Here is a 16,796-nt window from a genome sequence, read left to right as displayed (position 1 = left end):
CTATGCACCTGCACTGGCTCAAGCCGCTGCTCGGCCGACCGGCCCCGTTCGTCACCGTCCACCTCGACGCGTCGCCCGCGGAGGTGGCCGGCGAGTCGGGACCCGTGGACCGGTGGCGCTCCGTGCGGCGGGATCTCGAGCGGGACGGCGCGCCCGCCGCGATCCTGGACGAGCTCGGCGAGCGCATCGCCCAGCCGGACGGGCGGCGGAACGCCCACGGGCGCGCCCTGATCGCCGACGCGAACGGCGTCGTGGTGGACCGGGTGCTGCAGGCGGCCCCCGCGACCTCGAGCGGCTCGTACGGCCCGGTCCCGGCGCTGGCGCCGGTCGTGCGCGCGAGCGAGGAGAGCGTCGGTGTGCTGGTGGTGGCGGTCGACCGCACGGGGGCGGACCTGCGGTGGAGCGAGGTGGACGACGGCGAGAACCACGGCCCGGTGACGGAGACCGTCGACGGCGGGCACGACGAGGTGCGCAAGGTCCGCGAGGCCGGCCTCGAGCGGCGCGGACAGACCCGGGCCGAGGACTCCTGGCAGCGCAACGCCGAGGTCGTCGCCGCGGCCCTCGACAAGCGGGTGCGTGACAAGCGCCCCGACCTGGTCGTGCTGACGGGAGACGTGCGTATGGTGCCGCTGGTGCGCGACGCCCTGGGGCAGCACGCACGCGAGCTGGTGGTGGAGGTGCCCGGTGGCGGCCGTGGCGAGGGCATCCACGAGGCAGCGTTCCACGCGCGGGTCGCCGAGGTCGTGGCCGAGCACCGCACGAAGCGCCGCTCCGCGCACGTCGAGCGGTTCCGCGAGGCGCGCGGCCGGGGCGAGGGCGCGGTCACCGGGTTCGACGACGTGGTCGACGTGCTGCGACGTGGGCAGGTCGACGAGCTGATCGTCGGCGCCGGCAGTCTCGCGGGCCGGACCCTGTGGGTCGGCCCGGGTGAGCTGCAGGTGGCGTCGTCGAGGTCGGACCTGGCGTCGATCGGCGTGGTCGACGGCGAGGTGCGCCAGATGCCGGCGGACGTGGCGGTGATGCGTGCGGTGGTCGGTCAGGACGCCGGCGTGACGTTCGTCGACGATGACGACGACGAGCTCCTCGACGGTATCGGGGCGACCCTGCGGTGGGCCGACGAGTCGACACCGAGCGAGTCGGTGCCGTCGCAGTCGGGCGACTACCGTCGCCTGCGCGCCGGTCTCTGAGGCCGCCCGACGCGTCGTGGGACGCGCCCCGGTGCTCAGGCGCCGGGGCGCGTGTCCACGTACAGCGCGTCGACCTGCTGCGCGAAGTCCTTGAGGACCGCCGCCCGCTTGACCTTCATCGACGGCGTCAGGTAGCCGTTCGCCTCGGTGAAGTCGGTGGTCAGCACGGAGATCTTGCGGATCGACTCCGCGCGGGACACCGCCTCGTTCGCGCGGTCCACGGCGCGGTCCAGCGCCTCGAGCACCTGGGGGTGCTCGGCCGCCGCCGTGACGTCCATGGGGGGCAGGCCGTGCATCGCGAGCCAGCCGGGCAGCATCTCCGCGTCGAGCGTGACGAGGGCGCCGATGAACGGCCGCTGGTCTCCCACGACGACGACCTGGCTGACGATGGGGTGACCGCGCAGCCGGTCCTCCAGGAGGGCCGGCGCCACGTTCTTGCCGCCGGCGGTGACGATGATCTCCTTGCTCCGGCCGGTGATGCGCAGGTACCCGTCGTCGTCGAGCGTGCCGATGTCCCCGGTGCGCAGCCAGCCGTCGACCAGCGTCTGCGCCGTCTCCTCGGGCATGTGCCGGTAGCCGCGGAAGACGTGCGGCCCGGCGACCCAGATGTGGCCCTCGTCGTCGACCCGCAGGGACGTGCCCGGCATGGGAGGGCCGACCGTCCCGATCTTCGTCAGGCCGGGCCGGTTGACCGCGGTGGCGGCGGAGGTCTCCGTCAGGCCGTAGCCCTCGAGCACGTGCACGCCGATGCCGCGGTAGTAGTGCCCGAGACGCTCGCCGAGCGGGGCGCCGCCGGAGACGGCGTACTCCGTGCGGCCGCCGAGGGCGGCACGCAGCTTGCGGTGCACGAGCCGGTCCGCGACGCCGTGCTGCGTCTTCAGGGCCGCACTCGGGCCGTCGGGGGTCTCGAGGGCGCGGGAGTACGCGATCGCCACCTTGGCGGCCCACCGGAACATCCGCAGCTTGGTGCCCGACCCGGCCTTCTGCTCCGCGGAGTTGTAGACCTTCTCGAACACCCGCGGGACCGCGAGCAGGTAGGTGGGCTTGAACGACGCGAGGTCCGGCAGGAGGTTGCGCGTGTCGGGGGCGTGCCCCATGACGGCGCCGGACTCGATGCAGACCACCTGGATGAAGCGCGCGAAGACGTGCGCGAGCGGCATGAACAGCAGCGTGCGCGAGGTCGGCTTCGACACGACCTCCGCCAGCCCCACCGCGCCGTTGCGGGACAGCGCGACGAAGTTGCCGTGCGTGAGCTCGACGCCCTTCGGGCGGCCGGTCGTGCCGGACGTGTAGATCACCGTGGCGAGGTCGTCACCCCGGGCCATGGTGCTGCGCCGGTCGATCTCGGAGTCCGGCACGGCGGTTCCCCGCGCCGCGAGTGCGGTGAGCGCGCCCTCGTCGATCACCAGGACCTCGGTGAGCCCCGGCAGGTCCTTGCGCACCTGCTCGATGACGGCGGCGTGCGCGGGCGTCTCGACGACGGCCATCCGGACCCCGGAGTCCGACGCGATCCAGCGCACCTGCTCGGCCGACGACGTCTCGTAGACCGGCACGCCGATGGCACCGGCGGTCCAGATCGCGAAGTCGACGAGCGTCCACTCGTAGCGGGTGCGGGACATGATCGCGACCCGGTCGCCGGGCTCGACGCCGGCCGCGACCAGGCCCTTGGCGATCGCGCGCACCTCGGCCACGAAGGCGGCGACCGTCACGGGCTGCCACGTCCCGCCGAGGCCGGCCTGGCGCTCGGCCAGGACGCCGTCGGGGTCGCGTGCGAGCCGGGCGGCCAGCATGGTGCAGATCGACGCCGAGGGGTCGGGCGCGACGAGGGCGGGGGACGTGAACTCGGACATGTGGCGTGACTCCTGTACAGGGGGACGTCACGACAGTAGTGCCGTGACGTTCACCTCGTGGGGGACTGGTGTGTGGGATCGAGCACCCGCTGCAGGAAGGTGCGGGTGCGCTCCTCGCGGGGTGCGCCGATGACCTGGTCGGCAGGTCCGGTCTCGACGACCGTGCCGTCGTCCATGAAGACGACGCGGTCGCCGACCTCGCGGGCGAAGGCCATCTCGTGGGTGACGACGAGCATCGTCATGCCGCCGTCCGCGAGGTCCCGCATGACGCCGAGGACGTCGCCGACGAGCTCGGGGTCGAGGGCGGACGTCGGCTCGTCGAAGAGCATGAGCTGCGGGTCCATCGACAGCGCGCGGGCGATCGCGACGCGCTGCTGCTGCCCGCCCGAGAGCTGCGCGGGCATCGCGTCCGGCCGCTCGGCGAGGCCGACGCGCTCGAGGTTCGCGAGCGCGACGCGCTCCGCCTCCGCACGCGAGCGGCGCAGCACGGTGCGCTGCGCCATGGTGCAGTTCTCGAGCACGGTCCGGTGGCTGAACAGGTTGAACTGCTGGAAGACCATGCCGACGTGCGTGCGGACGCGGTCGATGTCGACGTCGGGGTCCGTGACCTCGGCGCCCAGCAGCTCGATGCTGCCCGACGTGGGCTGCTCGAGCAGGTTCACGCAGCGCAGCAGCGTCGACTTGCCCGACCCCGACGGGCCGATCACGCAGACGACCTCACCGGCCTGGACGTCGAGGTCGATGCCCCGGAGCACCTCGTGCTCGCCGAACGACTTGTGCAGGTCCCGGACCCGGACGACGGGCCGTGCGGGGTCGGCGGTCATGCGCGTCCTCCTGTGCGCCGCTCGAGCCGTCGGGCGACGATGCCGAGCGGGATGGTGATGACGAGGTAGCAGGCGCCGACGACGAAGAGGCCCGTGAGACCGCCCGACGCCGTCGACAGCGCGTCACGCCCGACCTTGGTCAGCTCGAAGTACGCGGGCGTCTGGCCGAGCACGAACAGCAGCGAGGTGTCCTTCGTCAGGAGCAGGACCTCGTTGGTCAGCGGCGGCATCACCGTGCGGAACGCCTGGGGGAGCACGACCTGGACCATGGTGCGGGTGTGCGACATCCCCAGGGACCGTGCCGCCTCGACCTGTCCGCGGGGGACGGCCTGGATGCCCGCGCGGAGGGTCTCGGAGATGTAGGCGGCGGACACCGAGCCCAGCGCGATGGCGGCGATGGCGATGATCGACGTCAGGGCGATGCCGAAGGCGATCGGCACGGCGTACCCGACGGCGATCACGACGAGCAGGGCGGGGATGCCGCGGAAGAACTCGACGTACGTCGTGGAGATCCAGCGGTACGGCGCGACCGACGACAGGCGCATCAGGGCGAGCACCGTGCCGAGGCTCAGGCCGACCGCGAACGCGGCGAGCGTGTACGTCACCGTGTTGAGGAACGCGCGGGGGAGCCGGTCGAGCATCTCGCCGGCCGCGGCCGGGTTGAAGATCGTCTGGCCGACCGTGCTCCAGTCCGCCGTCGAGAGCAGCAGCGCGAGGACGGCGAGCAGCACGACGTACTGGACGCCGCGCGACAGCCGGGCCCGCCGGCGCGGGCTCATGCGAGCCCGGCCGGCGGCCGCCGAGAGGTCGACCGACATCAGTCCGTGGGCTCGGCCGTCGGCTCGCCCGCGCCGAAGTACTCGGCCACGAGCTCGTCGTACGTGCCGTCCTGCGTGATCCGCTCGAGCGTCGCGTTCGCGGCGTCGAGGAGTGCGGTGTTGCCGGTGCGGACGGCGAGGCCGTACTGCTCACCGGTCGGCACGACGAAGGCGATCTCGAGCCCGTCGCCCGCGTACGGCTCCAGCACGGTGACGTCGTTCATGACCACGTCGACCTGGCCGTTGCGCAGCGACTGGATCTGCAGCCCGAGGTCCTCGAACTGGACGCCCTCGAGGCCCTGCTCGTCGACCCACGTGGCGCCGGTCGTGGCCTGCTGGACGCCGATCTTCGTGCCCTGCAGGCCCGCCTCGTCCGCCACGGTCGACCCGGAGGCGACCAGCACGCCCTGGTCCGCGTCGAAGTACGCGTCGGTGAAGTCGACGTTCTTCTCGCGGGCCTCGGTGATGGTGAGCGCCGACGCCGCGATGTCGCACTGGCGGGCGTTGAGGGCCGCACCGGACTCGATCGCGTCGAAGCCCGTGTTGAGCGGTCGCAGCTCGACGCCCAGGTCGGCCGCGATCTCGCCGGTGATGGCCATGTCGAGGCCGACGATCTCGCCGTCCTCCTCGTACTCGAACGGCTCGAACGGCGGGTTCGTGCAGACGGTCAGGGTGCCGTCGTTCACGAGCGCGAGCTCGCCGTCGTCACCCGCCGTGTCGTTCCCGCTGGAGCAGGCGGTCAGGGCGAGCAGTGCGGCAGCGGCCAGGGCGCTGACGGGCAGGGGGTGGCGCATGGGTGGTCCTTCCGAGCGGAGCGGTGCGCGCATAACTATACGCCACACATCATTCCTATCCGTTGCGGGGGTGCCCGGGACCTCTGTCCCGACCCTCCCACGGCGTGCTCGCGCACGCCCGGGCGGGGCCGCGCCCTGCTCGACGCGGCCCGATCGCCCGGCGGTGGGTCACCGGGCGACGGCCTCCCCGAGGCGCGCGTCCCGGGCGACGACCGTGTCCCCGGTGCCGGTCGCGATCTCCAGCGTCCCGGTCGCGCGGCCCGCGTTGCGGACGTCGTCGAGCGCGGCCTCGACACCGGCGCGCAGGGCGTCCGGCACCTCGAGGACGGCGTGCTCGACGGGCGTGCGCATGGACACCTTCGCCTCGGACTTCACCTTGCGCAGTGCGGCGAGCGCGGCGCCCGCACCGGCGACGAGGCCCGGATCGGCGTCGCCGGCCGCGGCGCGCAGCGCGTCGCTCGTCGGCCACGGCGCGCGGTGCACCGTGCCCTCGCGCCACCACGACCAGACCTCCTCGGTCGCGTACGGCAGCACGGGCGCGAACAGGCGCAGCAGCGTGTCGAGGGCCAGGCCGAGCGCCGCGCGTGCCGAGGCCGTCGCGGGCGTGACCTCCGCGTCCGAGGCGCCCGCACCGTACGCACGGTCCTTGACCAGCTCGAGGTAGTCGTCGCAGAACGTCCAGAAGAACGTCTCCGTGAGCTCCAGGGCGCGCGTGTGGTCGTAGCCCTCCAGGGCGGCGGTCGCCTGGTCGACGACGGTCGCGAGGCCGGCGAGCATCGCCCGGTCCAGCGGCTCGGTCACGAGCGTGGCGTCGAGCGACACCGGCTCGTCCGCGGGCCCGAACGACAGCACGAACTTGCTCGCGTTGAGGACCTTGATCGCCAGGCGGCGGCCGATCTTCATCTGGCCGACCTCGAACGCCGCGTCGGTGCCCAGCCGGGCGCTGGCGGCCCAGTAGCGCACCGCGTCCGAGCCGTGCTCCTCGAGCAGGCCCATGGGCGTGACGACGTTGCCCTTCGACTTGCTCATCTTCTTGCGGTCGGGGTCGAGGATCCAGCCGCTGATCGCCGCGTGCTTCCACGGCAGCGAGCCCGACTCCAGGTGCGCGCGCACCACCGACGAGAACAGCCAGGTGCGGATGATGTCCTGCCCCTGCGGGCGCAGGTCCATCGGGAACGTCCGCGCGAACAGGTCGGGGTCGTCGAGCCAGCCGCACACGATCTGCGGGGTCAGCGAGCTCGTCGCCCACGTGTCCATGATGTCGGGGTCGCCGACGAACCCGCCGGGCACGCCGCGCTGGTCGGCGGTGTAGCCGGCCGGGACGTCGCTCGACGGGTCGACCGGCAGCGCGGCCTCGTCCGGCACGAGCGGGGAGTCGTACCGCGGCTCGCCCTGCCCGTCCAGCGGGTACCAGACCGGGATCGGCACGCCGAAGAAGCGCTGGCGCGAGACCAGCCAGTCGCCGTTGAGGCCGCCGACCCAGTTGTCGTACCGCACGCGCATGAACTCGGGGTGGAACGCAAGCTCCTGGCCGCGGGCGAGCAGCTCGTCGCGCAGGTGCTCGTCGCGACCGCCGTTGCGGATGTACCACTGGCGGCTCGTGACGATCTCGAGGGGCTTGTCGCCCTTCTCGTAGAAGTTGGCCTTGCGCTGCGTCGGGACCGGCTCGCCCAGCAGGTCGCCGGACTCGCGCAGCCCTGCCACGACGGCCTCGCGCGCGCTGAAGGTCGTCTTGCCGGCGATGTCGCCGTAGAGCGCGCGCCCCGCGTCGGACGTCAGCCACTCCGGCGTGTCCCGCAGGATGCGGCCGTCGCGCCCCATGACCGAGCGCGTCGGCAGGCGCAGCTCGCGCCACCACTGCACGTCGGTCAGGTCACCGAAGGTGCAGCACATCGCGATGCCCGCGCCCTTGTCGGGCTCGGCGGCGGGGTGCGCGAGCACGGGCAGCTCGACGCCGAACAGGGGGCTCGTCACCGTCGTGCCGAACAGGTGCTGGTAGCGCTCGTCGTCGGGGTGCGCGATGAGCGCGACGCACGCGGGCAGCAGCTCCGGGCGCGTCGTCTCGATGACGACCTGCTCGCCGTCCGGGCGGTGGAAGGCGACCTTGTGGAACGCGCCGGGGTAGTCGCGGGCCTCGAGCTCGGCCTGCGCGACGGCGGTCTGGAACGTCACGTCCCACAGACCGGGCGCCTCGGCCTGGTACGCCTCGCCGCGGCCGAGGTTGCGCAGGAACGCGCGCTGCGACACCGCGCGGGCCTTCGCGCCGATGGTCTGGTACGTCATCGACCAGTCGACGGAGAGGCCCAGGCGGCGCCACAGCGCCTCGAACTGGAGCTCGTCCTCGGCCGACAGCCGCTCGCACAGCTCGATGAAGTTGCGGCGCGACACCGGCACCTGGTCGCCGGGCTTGACGGCCTTGCCGTCGGTGCCGTTGTGCGGCGGCACGAAGCCCTCGACGTAGGGGAGCGACGGGTCGCAGCGCACGCCGTAGTAGTTCTGCACGCGACGCTCGGTCGGCAGCCCGTTGTCGTCCCAGCCCATCGGGTACATGACCTCGCGGCCGCGCATGCGCTGGAAGCGCGCGACGACGTCGGTGTGGGTGTACGAGAACACGTGGCCGACGTGCAGCGAGCCGGACACCGTCGGGGGCGGGGTGTCGATCGAGTAGACCTGCTCGCGCTCGGCCGTGCGGTCGAACGTGTACGTGTCCTGCTCGGCCCACGTGCGCGACCAGCGGTCCTCCAGCCCGTCGACCGTCACCTTGTCCGGTACCTGGCGGGCGGCGGTGGCGCTCGTCGGGGTATCGGTGCGGGGGGTGTGGTCGCTCATGGTCACCCATCCTCCCAGATCGACACCCCCGCGAGTGCACGCGCGAGCGGTCCGGGCGGCGCTATCCGTGGGCCGCGCGGCGGGCGCGGTAGGCGGCGACGTGCGCGCGGTTGCCGCACGCGTTGACGTCGCAGAACCGTCGCGAGCGGTTGCGCGAGAGGTCCACCAGCACCGCACGGCAACCCGCGCCCGCGCACCGCCTCATGCGCGCGTACTCGTCGGACCGGACGACGTCGACGACGCCCATCGCGGTCTCGACGACGATGACGCTCGCGAGCGCGGCGCCCGGGACCGTGGCGTGCAGGTGCCAGTCCACCGCGTCGTGCCGGACGAGGTGCGGGACCGCGTCGGCCTCGCGCAGCATCGCGTTGACGAGCTCGGCGGCCTCGTCGCGCTCGACGTCCCACAGCCGGGCGATGCGGTCGCGGGCCGCGCGCACGTGCGCGACCTCCGCGTCGTCGCGGTCGTGCCGGCCGGTGTAGCCCCAGCGCGTGAAGTACGCGTCGAGGTCTGCGACCGTGCTCAGGGCGTCGTGGCCGTCGCGGCGGCGCGCGGTGTTCACCAGCTCGGCGGCTGCGAGCAGATTCATCTCGGTGTCACGAGCGAAAACCACATTGACTCCTGTCGCGGCAGCGGGCTAGCGTCACGAGCATAGGAGGCATTGACTCCTGACATCGGTTCCGCCGGAGGAGACAAGGTGCAGGGGTCGGGTGCGCGCAGCGCCGGGATCGTCGCGGGGCTCGTCGCCGCGCTCGCGTTCGCCACGAGCGGGCCGGTCGTCAAGCCGCTGCTCGCCGCCGGCTGGAGCCCCGGGGCGGCCATCGTCGTGCGCCTGGCGATCGGCGCGCTCCTGCTCGCCGGGCCCGCGGCGTGGGCGCTGCGCGGGCGCTGGTCGACGCTGCGCACCGACTGGGCCACCGTCGTCGGGCTCGGCATCCTCGGCGTCGCCGGGGCCTCGACGCTGTACTTCTTCGCGGTCGACCGGCTGCCCGTGGCCGTCGCCCTGCTCGTCGAGTACACCGGTCCGCTGCTCCTGCTCCTCTGGGGCTGGGCACGGACCGGACGCGTGCCGGCCCGTGCCACCCTCGTCGGGGCGGCCCTGGCCATGGGTGGCCTCGTGCTCGTGCTGGACGTCACCGGCAGCCTGCAGCTCGACCCGCTCGGTCTGGTCTTCGCGTGCGGTGCCGCGATCGGCAACGCCGGGTACTTCGCCCTGACGGCACGACCCATCGCGCTGCCGCCCGTGAGCCTCGCAGGCGCCGCGATGCTCGTGGGCGCGGTCGTCGTGGGGTCGCTCGCGGCGGTCGGCGTGCTGCCCGTCGAGGCCCCCGACGTCCGGGTCGACGTGCTCGGCGCGCAGGTGCACTGGGCGGTGCCGCTGCTCGTCGTCGGCGCCGTGCCGACCGCGTTCGCGTACGGGGTGTCGGCGGTCTCGGTGCGGCTGCTGGGGGAGCGGCTGGCGTCGTTCCTGGCCCTGTCCGAGGTCCTGCTGTCGGTGCTCCTCGCGTGGGTGCTGCTCGGGGAGCAGCCGCTCGTCGTGCAGGGGCTGGGTGCCGTGCTCGTCGTCGCAGGGGTCGCGCTGGTGCGTGCGGGCGCGGACCGCGACGTGCGCCGGGGCGCGGCGCCGCCCCCGGCGGTCGAGGTCGTCCCCGAGCCCGCGGCTGAGCCCGCCTGACGGGTCGGACGCCGTCGCGCGCGTCGCGACCGCTGCGCATGTCAAACATTCTTGACATCCAGCACCCCCTCCGGCACCCTGAGCATGTCAAACATTCTTGACATCACACGGGAGTCGGCATGACGTACGAGGAGAAGGGCGCGTGGGTCTACGGGCTCGTGGCGCTGGTGGTCTGGGGCGGCTACGTCGCGGTCGTGCTGCAGCGCACCGGCGGCGGGCCGGTGACCGACGTCCGGTACGTGCCCGTGCTGCTGTGGAGCATCGGCGTCTCGGTGCTGCTGAGGATGGTCGTCCGCATCCTGGTCGAGGTCGTCCGGCCGAGCGAGACGCAGCGGCCCGACATGCGCGACCGCGAGATCGACCGGCGCGGGGAGTACGTCGGAGGCTTCGTCCTCGCCGTCGCCATGGTGCTGCCGTTCTGCCTCACGCTCGCCGAGAGCGACCACTTCTGGGTCGCCAACGCGATGTACCTCGCGTACGTGCTCGGGGCGATCGTGGCCAGTGTCGTCAAGGTCGTCGTCTACCGCCGGGGGTTCTGACGTGGGCGGGCGACCCACCCGGGTCACCAACCGCATCCGGGCACTTCGAGCGGCGCGCGACGACATGACGCAGGCCGACCTCGCGGCCCGCCTGGGCGTCACCCGCCAGACCGTCATCGCGATCGAGCAGGGGCGGTACTCGCCGTCCCTGGAGACCGCCTTCCAGATCGCGAGGGCGCTCGGGGTGCCGCTCGACGAGGTCTTCGCCTACCCCGACGACGAGGGCTGACGCCCACCACCAGGAGGTTGCCGTGCGCACCACCACCGACCACCCGACCGCGACCATGACCGCCGTCGTCGCCGACCGCTACGGACCACCCGACGTCCTGCAGGCCACGCGCCTGCCCGTCCCCGTGCCCGGGCCGCAGGACGTCGTCATCTCGGTGCGGACCGTCGCCGTCACCCGTGCCGAGACGGCGTTCCGGGCCGCCGACCCCGCCTTCGCGCGGCTGGCGTCCGGACTTCTGAGGCCCCGTCGCCGCGTGCTCGGCGGAACCCTCGTGGGCGTCGTCACGACGGTCGGTGTCGACGCCGCTCCCTGGCGCGTCGGGGACCGCGTCGTCGCCCGGACCGGCCTCGCGATGGGCGGCTACGCCGAGCGGGTGAGGGTCCCCGCAGGGAACGTCGTGGCACTGCCCGACGACGTCACGGACGACGACGCCGTGGCCGTCGTCGAGGGCGGCCTGACGGCGTTGCCGTTCGTCCGGGACCACGTCCGTGCCCGCCCGGGCATGCGGGTGCTCGTCAACGGGGCAGCAGGGGCCGTCGGCGCGTCCGTGGTCCAGCTGGCCACCCACCTCGGTGCCGCCGTGACCGGGGTCTGCGGGCCCGCGCACGCGGGTCTCGTCGCCGACCTCGGGGCGGTCGACGTCGTCGACCGCTCCAGGACCCCGCTCGAGCGCCTCACCGGCAGCTACGACGTCGTGCTCGACGCCGTGGGCACCAGCTCGCCCCGCGCGTGCCGGCACCTGCTCACCGAGCGCGGGAGCTACCTCACGACGGTCCCGTCGGTCGGCGTCCTGGTGCGCACCGCGACCCGCAGGTGGGAGCGCGGACGGACGGCAGCCGTCGCCTTCACGGGTCTGCGACCGGCGCCCGACCAGCGCGCCGACATGCAGGTGCTCGTCGGCATGCTGCGCGACGGCCACGTGCGGGCCGTCGTGGACCGCAGCTACCCGCTCGCGGAGGCCGCGGCCGCGCACGTGTACGTGGAGACCGGTCGCAAGGCTGGCTCGGTGCTGCTGCACCCGTGACGCGCCGACGGGCGCGGGGGAGCCCGCGCCCGTCGGTCCGACGCAGGGTCGTGAAAGGGCTCGTGATGAGGTGGGCACCGTGCACGTGCGACCGACGACCCCCGCCGCCCTCGTCGCGCACGTCGTCGAGCTCGTGCTCGCGCACCCGGGCCGGTGCCGTGTGCTCGTCGACGGCGCCGCGGCCCTGCGGCCCGACGCGCTCGCCGACGCGCTCGTCGAGCCCCTGCGCGCCGCGGGACGCCCGGTCGCGCGCGTGCACGCCGACGACTTCCTGCGGCCCGCGTCCCTGCGCCTCGAGCACGGGCGGCACGACCCGGACGCGTACCTCGAGGACCGGCTCGACGCGCGTGCGCTCGCGCGCGAGGTCCTCGACCCGTTCGTCGTCGACGGTACGTACCTGCCGACGCTGCGCGACGCCGCGCGCGACCGCGCGACCCGTGCCGAGCGGGTGCGGGAGGACGAGGGCGCGGTGCTCCTCCTCGACGGCGAGCTGCTGCTGGGGCGGTGGTTCGACGCCGAGCTCACGGTGCACCTGGCCGTGCGCCCCGCGACGCTCGCGCGCCGGCTCGGGCCCGACCGTGCGTGGCAGCTGCCCGCGTTCACGCGCTACGAGCAGGAGGTCGGCCCGCAGGACGTCGCCGACGTCGTCGCGCGCGTCGACGACCCGCGGCACCCCGCGCTCGTCGTGCGCTGACGCCCGGCCGGGCGCCCTGCGCAGGCGCGGGGCTAGGCTCGGTCGGCAAGGACGAGCACTCGGGGAGGCACATCACGTGGCAGGTCTGACGGTCGGGTACGCGGCCATGCTGGAGCAGTTCCACCCTCGCGAGGCCGTGGAGCTCTCGGCGTACGCCGAGCAGCACGGGTTCTCCGGCGTCATGGCCGCGGACCACTTCGCACCGTGGGTGCCCGCGCAGGGGCAGTCCTCGTTCGTGTGGAACGTGCTCACGGCCGTCGGCGAGCGCACCACCGGGGACATGGGGCCGGGCGTCACCGCGCCGACGTTCCGCTGGCACCCGGCGATGGTCGCGCAGGCCTCGGCGACGCTCGCCGCGATGTACCCCGGACGGCACTGGCTGGGCCTGGGCTCGGGCGAGGCGCTCAACGAGCACGTCGTGGCCGGCTACTGGCCCGAGGCGCCCGAGCGCATCAACCGCATGTTCGAGGCCATCGACATCATCAACAAGCTGTTCTCGGCCTCCCTGGCAGGCAAGGACGTCAAGCACTCGGGCACCTTCTACAAGCTCGAGTCGACGCGCCTGTGGACGATGCCGGAGGTGGCGCCCGAGATCCTCGTGGCGACGGCGGGCCCCGTCACGGCCAAGCGCACCGGGCGGCACGCGGACGGCATCATCACGGTCGGCGCGCCGCTCGAGAAGATCAGCGGACTGTTCGGCAAGTTCGCCGAGGGCGCGCGCGAGGCCGGCAAGGACCCCGACGCGATGCCCAAGGTGCTGCAGCTGCACCTGTCGTGGGCGCCGACCGACGAGGAGGCGCTCGCGAACGCGATGCACGAGTGGCCCAACGGCGGCATGAAGTTCCCCAAGGCCGACATCCGCTCGCCGTTCGACTTCGAGCAGATGGCCAAGCTCGTGCGCCCCGAGGACTTCGAGGGCCGCATGGTCATCTCGTCGGACCCGGACGTGCACCGCGCGGAGATCCAGAAGTACGTCGACCTCGGGTTCGACCGGATCTACCTGCACAACGTCGGCCGCAACCAGCGCGAGTGGATCGAGGTCTTCGGCCGCGACGTGCTGCCCAAGCTCGCGCGGTGACCGTGGGCGAGCTGCGCGTCTGGGCGCCCGACGGCATCCGCGAGGTCGTCCCGGGCGACGACCTGGTCGCGCTGCTCGTCGCGGCCCTGCGGGCGGACGCCGCCGCCGACCCGGGGCACGCGCTCACCGACGGGGACGTGGTCGTCGTCACGAGCAAGGTCGTGTCGAAGGCCGAGGGGCGCGTGGTCGCCGCCGACGACCGTGAGCGGGCGATCACCGAACAGACCGTGCGTGTGGTCGCAACGCGCGAGCACCCCGGCGGGGTCACGCGCATCGTCGAGAACCACCTGGGCCTGGTGATGGCCGCCGCCGGCGTGGACGCGTCGAACACCCCCGAGGGCACGGTGCTGCTGCTCCCGCTCGACCCCGACCGGTCGGCGCGGGCCCTGCGTGCCGGGCTGGCCGCCGCGTTCGGCGTGCGGGTCGGGGTCATCGTCACCGACACCGCGGGACGCCCGTGGCGCCAGGGGGTCACGGACCTCGCGATCGGCGCTGCCGGCGTCGAGGTCCTCGACGACCTGCGCGGCCAGGTCGACACGTTCGGGCGGCCACTGACGATGACCGTGGCGGCCGTCGCCGACGAGATCGCGAGCGCTGCCGAGCTGGTCAAGGGCAAGGCGTCGGGGCGTCCGGTGGCCGTCGTGCGCGGGGTCGGTCACGTCGTGACGGACGACGACGGACCCGGGGCGCGCGTGCTGGTGCGCACGGGCCCCGACGACATGTTCCACCAGGGGTCCGCCGAGGCGTACGCGCAGGGGTGGAAGGACGCGCTCGAGCGTCCCGGGCGCTGAGCGTGGCCGAGCCGGGACCGCGTCCTGCGACGGCACGGGCCGCCCCGGCGCCGCGGGACGTGGTGCTGGTCGTCGACGCCGCCAACGTGGTGGGCTCACGGCCCGACGGGTGGTGGCGGGACCGCGCCGGCGCGGCCACCCGGCTGCTCGGGCGCCTCGGTGCCCTCGTCGACGTGACGACCTCGCTGCCGGACGGCACCGGCGTGCGGGTGCGGCACGTCGACGTCGTCCTCGAGGGGCAGGCGCGGACGGCGACCGATCCCGGTGCGCCCGGACTCGCCGTCCACCTCGCGCCGCGCGACGGTGACGCGGAGGTCGTCGTCCGGGCGCGGGCGGCCGGCGCCCGGGCCCTGGTCGTCACCGCCGACCGCGGGCTGCGCGCCCGCCTCGGCGATGCGGCGGTCGTCGGACCGGGGTGGCTGCTCGGCGTCGTCGACCAGCAGGAGGACCCGGAGCGGTCCTGACACCGCTGGGCCGGCCCTCCGCGCGCGACACCGACGCCTCAGGCCGCTGCCCGCCGGTACACGAGCCGCCGGTAGAGCGACTCCGCGGGGCCGCTGCGCCCGGCCGCCTCCAGCGCCACCGCGACCGCGACCGTGACCAGCCACACCCCGACGGCCCACGCGACCACCTGCGCCGAGCCGAGGTGGACGCCGAGCCCGCCCGCCCACGGGGCGAGCGGCAGGACGAACAGCACCGACTGCAGCAGGTAGCAGGTCAGCGACCGCGTGCCGACGGCACGCAGGGCGCGGCCCACCGGTCCGAGGGTCGCGAGCGTCGTGCCGCGGGCGGCGACGGCCCAGGCGACCAGCGCGGCGAACGCGACCCCGCCTGCGGCGCCCGTGAGCTCGTGCAGCATCGCCGAGCCGAACGCGTCGAGCGCCGACGGGTCCCGCAGCCGCGCGACGGCCGTCGCGAACGGCACGGCACCGAGGACGCTGACCGTCAGGCCCACGACGGCCGTGCGGCGCAGCAGGCGGACGTGGTCCGCGGGGCGCTCGAGGACCTCGCGCCGGGCACCCCACAGCCCGACCAGGACGAGCGGCAGCGCGATGACGGCACCGAGCGGCGCGCCGACGAAGCCGGACAGCGCGCGCGCCCCCATCGCCAGCAGGGGTGACTCGACGGACGGGACGGTCAGGGGGCCCATGTCGAAGGCATCCTTGAAGACCACGGCGCCGCCCAGCGCGCCGCCGAGGAACCCGCTGACGGCCAGGAGCAGCGCGGCCGTCACCAGCAGGGTGCGGTCCGAGGCGCGCACGAACAGGACCGCCACCAGACCCGCCACGCCGTACGCGCCGAGGATGTCCCCCTCGAAGAGCAGGACGAGGTGCGCGGCGCCGAACGCGACGAGCACGGCCGCGCGGCGCAGCAGGTCGGCACGGCACGCCGGCCACGGCACCCACGCCGCGGCCCGCCGACGCACGACGACCCCGATCCCGTACCCGTACAGCAGCGCGAACATCGGCATGGTGCGGCGGTCGATCAGCAGGGAGACCACACCGTCGACGGCGCGGTCGAGCCCGGACGAGTCGACCGGCCGCATGCCCAGGCCGACCACGCCGCCCGAGAGGTGCACGACCGCGTTGGCGACCGCGATGCCGAGCAGCGCGAGGCCCCGCGCGACGTCGGGTGCCACCGCGCGGCGCTCGACCGGGACGGGCACGACCGGTGCGTGCGGGGGCCTCGGCAGGGGGACGAGCGCGGCGTGCGGCAACGAGGAGGGGGGCGTCGTCGTCATGCCGCCCATCGTGGCGGTCACGCCGGTGGTGGCGCGTCGGTCTCGCGGATGGTTCTGCTGTCAGTCGTGGGACGGAACCGGGCGACCGCGGAGGAGCAGGTCAGCGGGCCGCCTTGGCGGCGGCCTTCGCGGCGCGCTTGGTCTCGCGGACCTTGCCCAGCGACGCGGCGTCGCGGACGTCCGCGATCGACCGGAACGCGTCGTCGCCGTAGGCACCGGCCGCCTCACGCCAGCCCGCGGGCTGCACGCCGCGCTGCTTGCCGAGCAGCGCGAGGAAGATGCGGGCCTTCTGGTCGCCGAATCCGGGCAGCGCCTTGAGGCGCCGCAGGACGGTCGGTCCGTCAGGATCGCCGTCCGTCCAGATCCGCGTGACGTCACCGTCGTACTCGTCGACGACGGCACGTGCGACGGCCTGGATCCGACCCGCCATCGACCCGGGGTAGCGGTGCACCGCCGGCGGCGTGGCGCACAGCGCGGCGAACTGCTCGGGGTCCGCATCGGCGATGCGGTGCACGTCCAGGCCGCCCATGCGGTCGGCGATCTTCGCGGGCCCCACGAAGGCGGTCTCCATGGGCACCTGCTGGTCGAGGAGCATGCCGATCAGGAGTGCGAACGGGTCGTCGTTGAGCAGGCGGTCGGCAGTCTGGTCGCCCGTCATCCACAGCGTCATGCGCCCATTCTGCCGCAGCAATGGCAGCCTCGGGTCTGCGGTCGAACTCGCTC

Annotated in this window: 17 protein-coding genes; 9 read left to right on the top strand and 8 right to left on the bottom strand. The window is 73.9% G+C overall.

All coding sequences use genetic code 11. The features are described from left to right. Positions 1 to 2 precede the first annotated feature (2 nt). Complete coding sequence (locus IR158_RS03080; RefSeq protein ID WP_291809354.1) at positions 3 to 1,187, top strand: hypothetical protein; 1,185 nt, start codon at positions 3 to 5, stop codon at positions 1,185 to 1,187. Between the two features lie 35 nt (positions 1,188 to 1,222). On the opposite strand, the gene IR158_RS03075 is transcribed toward IR158_RS03080, so the two are convergent. The 6 genes from IR158_RS03075 to IR158_RS03050 all read right to left on the bottom strand — a co-directional run bounded on the left by IR158_RS03075 (position 1,223) and on the right by IR158_RS03050 (position 8,915). After that, positions 1,223 to 3,037, bottom strand: coding sequence for a long-chain fatty acid--CoA ligase (locus IR158_RS03075; RefSeq protein ID WP_291809351.1), 1,815 nt, complete (start codon positions 3,035 to 3,037; stop codon positions 1,223 to 1,225). Between the two features lie 50 nt (positions 3,038 to 3,087). Further along, positions 3,088 to 3,861, bottom strand: a complete 774-nt coding sequence (locus tag IR158_RS03070; protein ID WP_291809348.1) for an amino acid ABC transporter ATP-binding protein — start codon at positions 3,859 to 3,861, stop codon at positions 3,088 to 3,090. Beyond that, the gene (locus IR158_RS03065) at positions 3,858 to 4,679 is read right to left on the bottom strand and encodes an amino acid ABC transporter permease (RefSeq protein WP_291809346.1); all 822 of its coding nucleotides are present in this window, start codon (positions 4,677 to 4,679) and stop codon (positions 3,858 to 3,860) included. Before IR158_RS03065 ends, IR158_RS03070 begins: the two co-directional genes overlap by 4 nt. After that, on the bottom strand, positions 4,679 to 5,473 hold the full coding sequence (locus IR158_RS03060; RefSeq protein ID WP_291809344.1) for a transporter substrate-binding domain-containing protein: 795 nt from the start codon (positions 5,471 to 5,473) through the stop codon (positions 4,679 to 4,681). The genes IR158_RS03065 and IR158_RS03060 overlap by 1 nt, the downstream gene beginning before the upstream one ends. A gap of 168 nt (positions 5,474 to 5,641) precedes the next feature. Beyond that, positions 5,642 to 8,302 (bottom strand): valine--tRNA ligase, encoded by a 2,661-nt coding sequence (gene valS / locus IR158_RS03055; RefSeq protein WP_291809342.1) that lies wholly within the window; start codon positions 8,300 to 8,302, stop codon positions 5,642 to 5,644. A gap of 61 nt (positions 8,303 to 8,363) precedes the next feature. Then, entirely contained in the window at positions 8,364 to 8,915 is a 552-nt protein-coding gene (locus tag IR158_RS03050) for a CGNR zinc finger domain-containing protein (RefSeq protein ID WP_291809340.1), read from the bottom strand. Between the two features lie 84 nt (positions 8,916 to 8,999). On the opposite strand from IR158_RS03050, the gene IR158_RS03045 reads away from it, so the two are divergent. From IR158_RS03045 to IR158_RS03010, 8 genes are all read left to right on the top strand, one after another. Continuing rightward, positions 9,000 to 9,977, top strand: a complete 978-nt coding sequence (locus IR158_RS03045) for a DMT family transporter (RefSeq protein WP_291809338.1) — start codon at positions 9,000 to 9,002, stop codon at positions 9,975 to 9,977. A 119-nt stretch (positions 9,978 to 10,096) separates the two neighbouring features. Beyond that, complete coding sequence (locus tag IR158_RS03040; RefSeq protein WP_291809336.1) at positions 10,097 to 10,516, top strand: hypothetical protein; 420 nt, start codon at positions 10,097 to 10,099, stop codon at positions 10,514 to 10,516. 1 nt (position 10,517) lies between these two features. Next, positions 10,518 to 10,745, top strand: coding sequence for a helix-turn-helix transcriptional regulator (locus IR158_RS03035; RefSeq protein WP_291809334.1), 228 nt, complete (start codon positions 10,518 to 10,520; stop codon positions 10,743 to 10,745). A 22-nt stretch (positions 10,746 to 10,767) separates the two neighbouring features. After that, positions 10,768 to 11,769: an NAD(P)-dependent alcohol dehydrogenase gene (locus IR158_RS03030; protein WP_291809332.1), complete on the top strand. Its 1,002-nt coding sequence runs from the start codon at positions 10,768 to 10,770 to the stop codon at positions 11,767 to 11,769. 79 nt (positions 11,770 to 11,848) lie between these two features. After that, the gene (locus tag IR158_RS03025) at positions 11,849 to 12,463 is read left to right on the top strand and encodes a uridine kinase (protein WP_366928401.1); all 615 of its coding nucleotides are present in this window, start codon (positions 11,849 to 11,851) and stop codon (positions 12,461 to 12,463) included. A 76-nt stretch (positions 12,464 to 12,539) separates the two neighbouring features. Beyond that, positions 12,540 to 13,541 carry a TIGR03557 family F420-dependent LLM class oxidoreductase gene (locus IR158_RS03020; RefSeq protein ID WP_291809330.1) on the top strand — a complete coding sequence of 334 codons (1,002 nt, stop codon included), beginning with the start codon at positions 12,540 to 12,542 and terminating at the stop codon, positions 13,539 to 13,541. After that, positions 13,538 to 14,332 (top strand): coenzyme F420-0:L-glutamate ligase, encoded by a 795-nt coding sequence (locus IR158_RS03015; RefSeq protein WP_291809328.1) that lies wholly within the window; start codon positions 13,538 to 13,540, stop codon positions 14,330 to 14,332. The genes IR158_RS03020 and IR158_RS03015 overlap by 4 nt, the downstream gene beginning before the upstream one ends. Before the next feature lie 2 nt (positions 14,333 to 14,334). After that, the gene (locus tag IR158_RS03010; protein ID WP_291809325.1) at positions 14,335 to 14,796 is read left to right on the top strand and encodes a hypothetical protein; all 462 of its coding nucleotides are present in this window, start codon (positions 14,335 to 14,337) and stop codon (positions 14,794 to 14,796) included. 38 nt (positions 14,797 to 14,834) lie between these two features. On the opposite strand, the gene IR158_RS03005 is transcribed toward IR158_RS03010, so the two are convergent. Both IR158_RS03005 and IR158_RS03000 read right to left on the bottom strand, forming a co-directional pair. Then, complete coding sequence (locus tag IR158_RS03005; RefSeq protein ID WP_291809323.1) at positions 14,835 to 16,073, bottom strand: DUF418 domain-containing protein; 1,239 nt, start codon at positions 16,071 to 16,073, stop codon at positions 14,835 to 14,837. A 100-nt stretch (positions 16,074 to 16,173) separates the two neighbouring features. Then, the gene (locus IR158_RS03000) at positions 16,174 to 16,743 is read right to left on the bottom strand and encodes an HhH-GPD-type base excision DNA repair protein (RefSeq protein WP_291809321.1); all 570 of its coding nucleotides are present in this window, start codon (positions 16,741 to 16,743) and stop codon (positions 16,174 to 16,176) included. Positions 16,744 to 16,796: the final 53 nt, after the last annotated feature.

Origin of the sequence: Cellulomonas sp. (assembly GCF_015234515.1) — a bacterium.
GTDB lineage: Bacteria > Actinomycetota > Actinomycetes > Actinomycetales > Cellulomonadaceae > Cellulomonas.
Note: the sequence above shows the minus strand (reverse complement) of the source record. Positions and strands in the feature narration are given on the sequence as shown.

Bases quoted from the DNA above. Each gene is read 5' to 3' on its own strand.
- IR158_RS03000 (WP_291809321.1), bottom strand. From the start codon at position 16,743: ATGACGCTGTGGATGACGGGCGACCAGACTGCCGACCGCCTGCTCAAC.
- IR158_RS03060 (WP_291809344.1), bottom strand. From the start codon at position 5,473: ATGCGCCACCCCCTGCCCGTCAGCGCCCTGGCCGCTGCCGCACTGCTC.
- IR158_RS03040 (WP_291809336.1), top strand. From the start codon at position 10,097: ATGACGTACGAGGAGAAGGGCGCGTGGGTCTACGGGCTCGTGGCGCTG.
- IR158_RS03065 (WP_291809346.1), bottom strand. From the start codon at position 4,679: ATGTCGGTCGACCTCTCGGCGGCCGCCGGCCGGGCTCGCATGAGCCCG.
- IR158_RS03075 (WP_291809351.1), bottom strand. From the start codon at position 3,037: ATGTCCGAGTTCACGTCCCCCGCCCTCGTCGCGCCCGACCCCTCGGCG.
- IR158_RS03005 (WP_291809323.1), bottom strand. From the start codon at position 16,073: ATGACGACGACGCCCCCCTCCTCGTTGCCGCACGCCGCGCTCGTCCCC.
- valS (WP_291809342.1), bottom strand. From the start codon at position 8,302: ATGAGCGACCACACCCCCCGCACCGATACCCCGACGAGCGCCACCGCC.
- IR158_RS03070 (WP_291809348.1), bottom strand. From the start codon at position 3,861: ATGACCGCCGACCCCGCACGGCCCGTCGTCCGGGTCCGGGACCTGCAC.
- IR158_RS03080 (WP_291809354.1), top strand. From the start codon at position 3: ATGCACCTGCACTGGCTCAAGCCGCTGCTCGGCCGACCGGCCCCGTTC.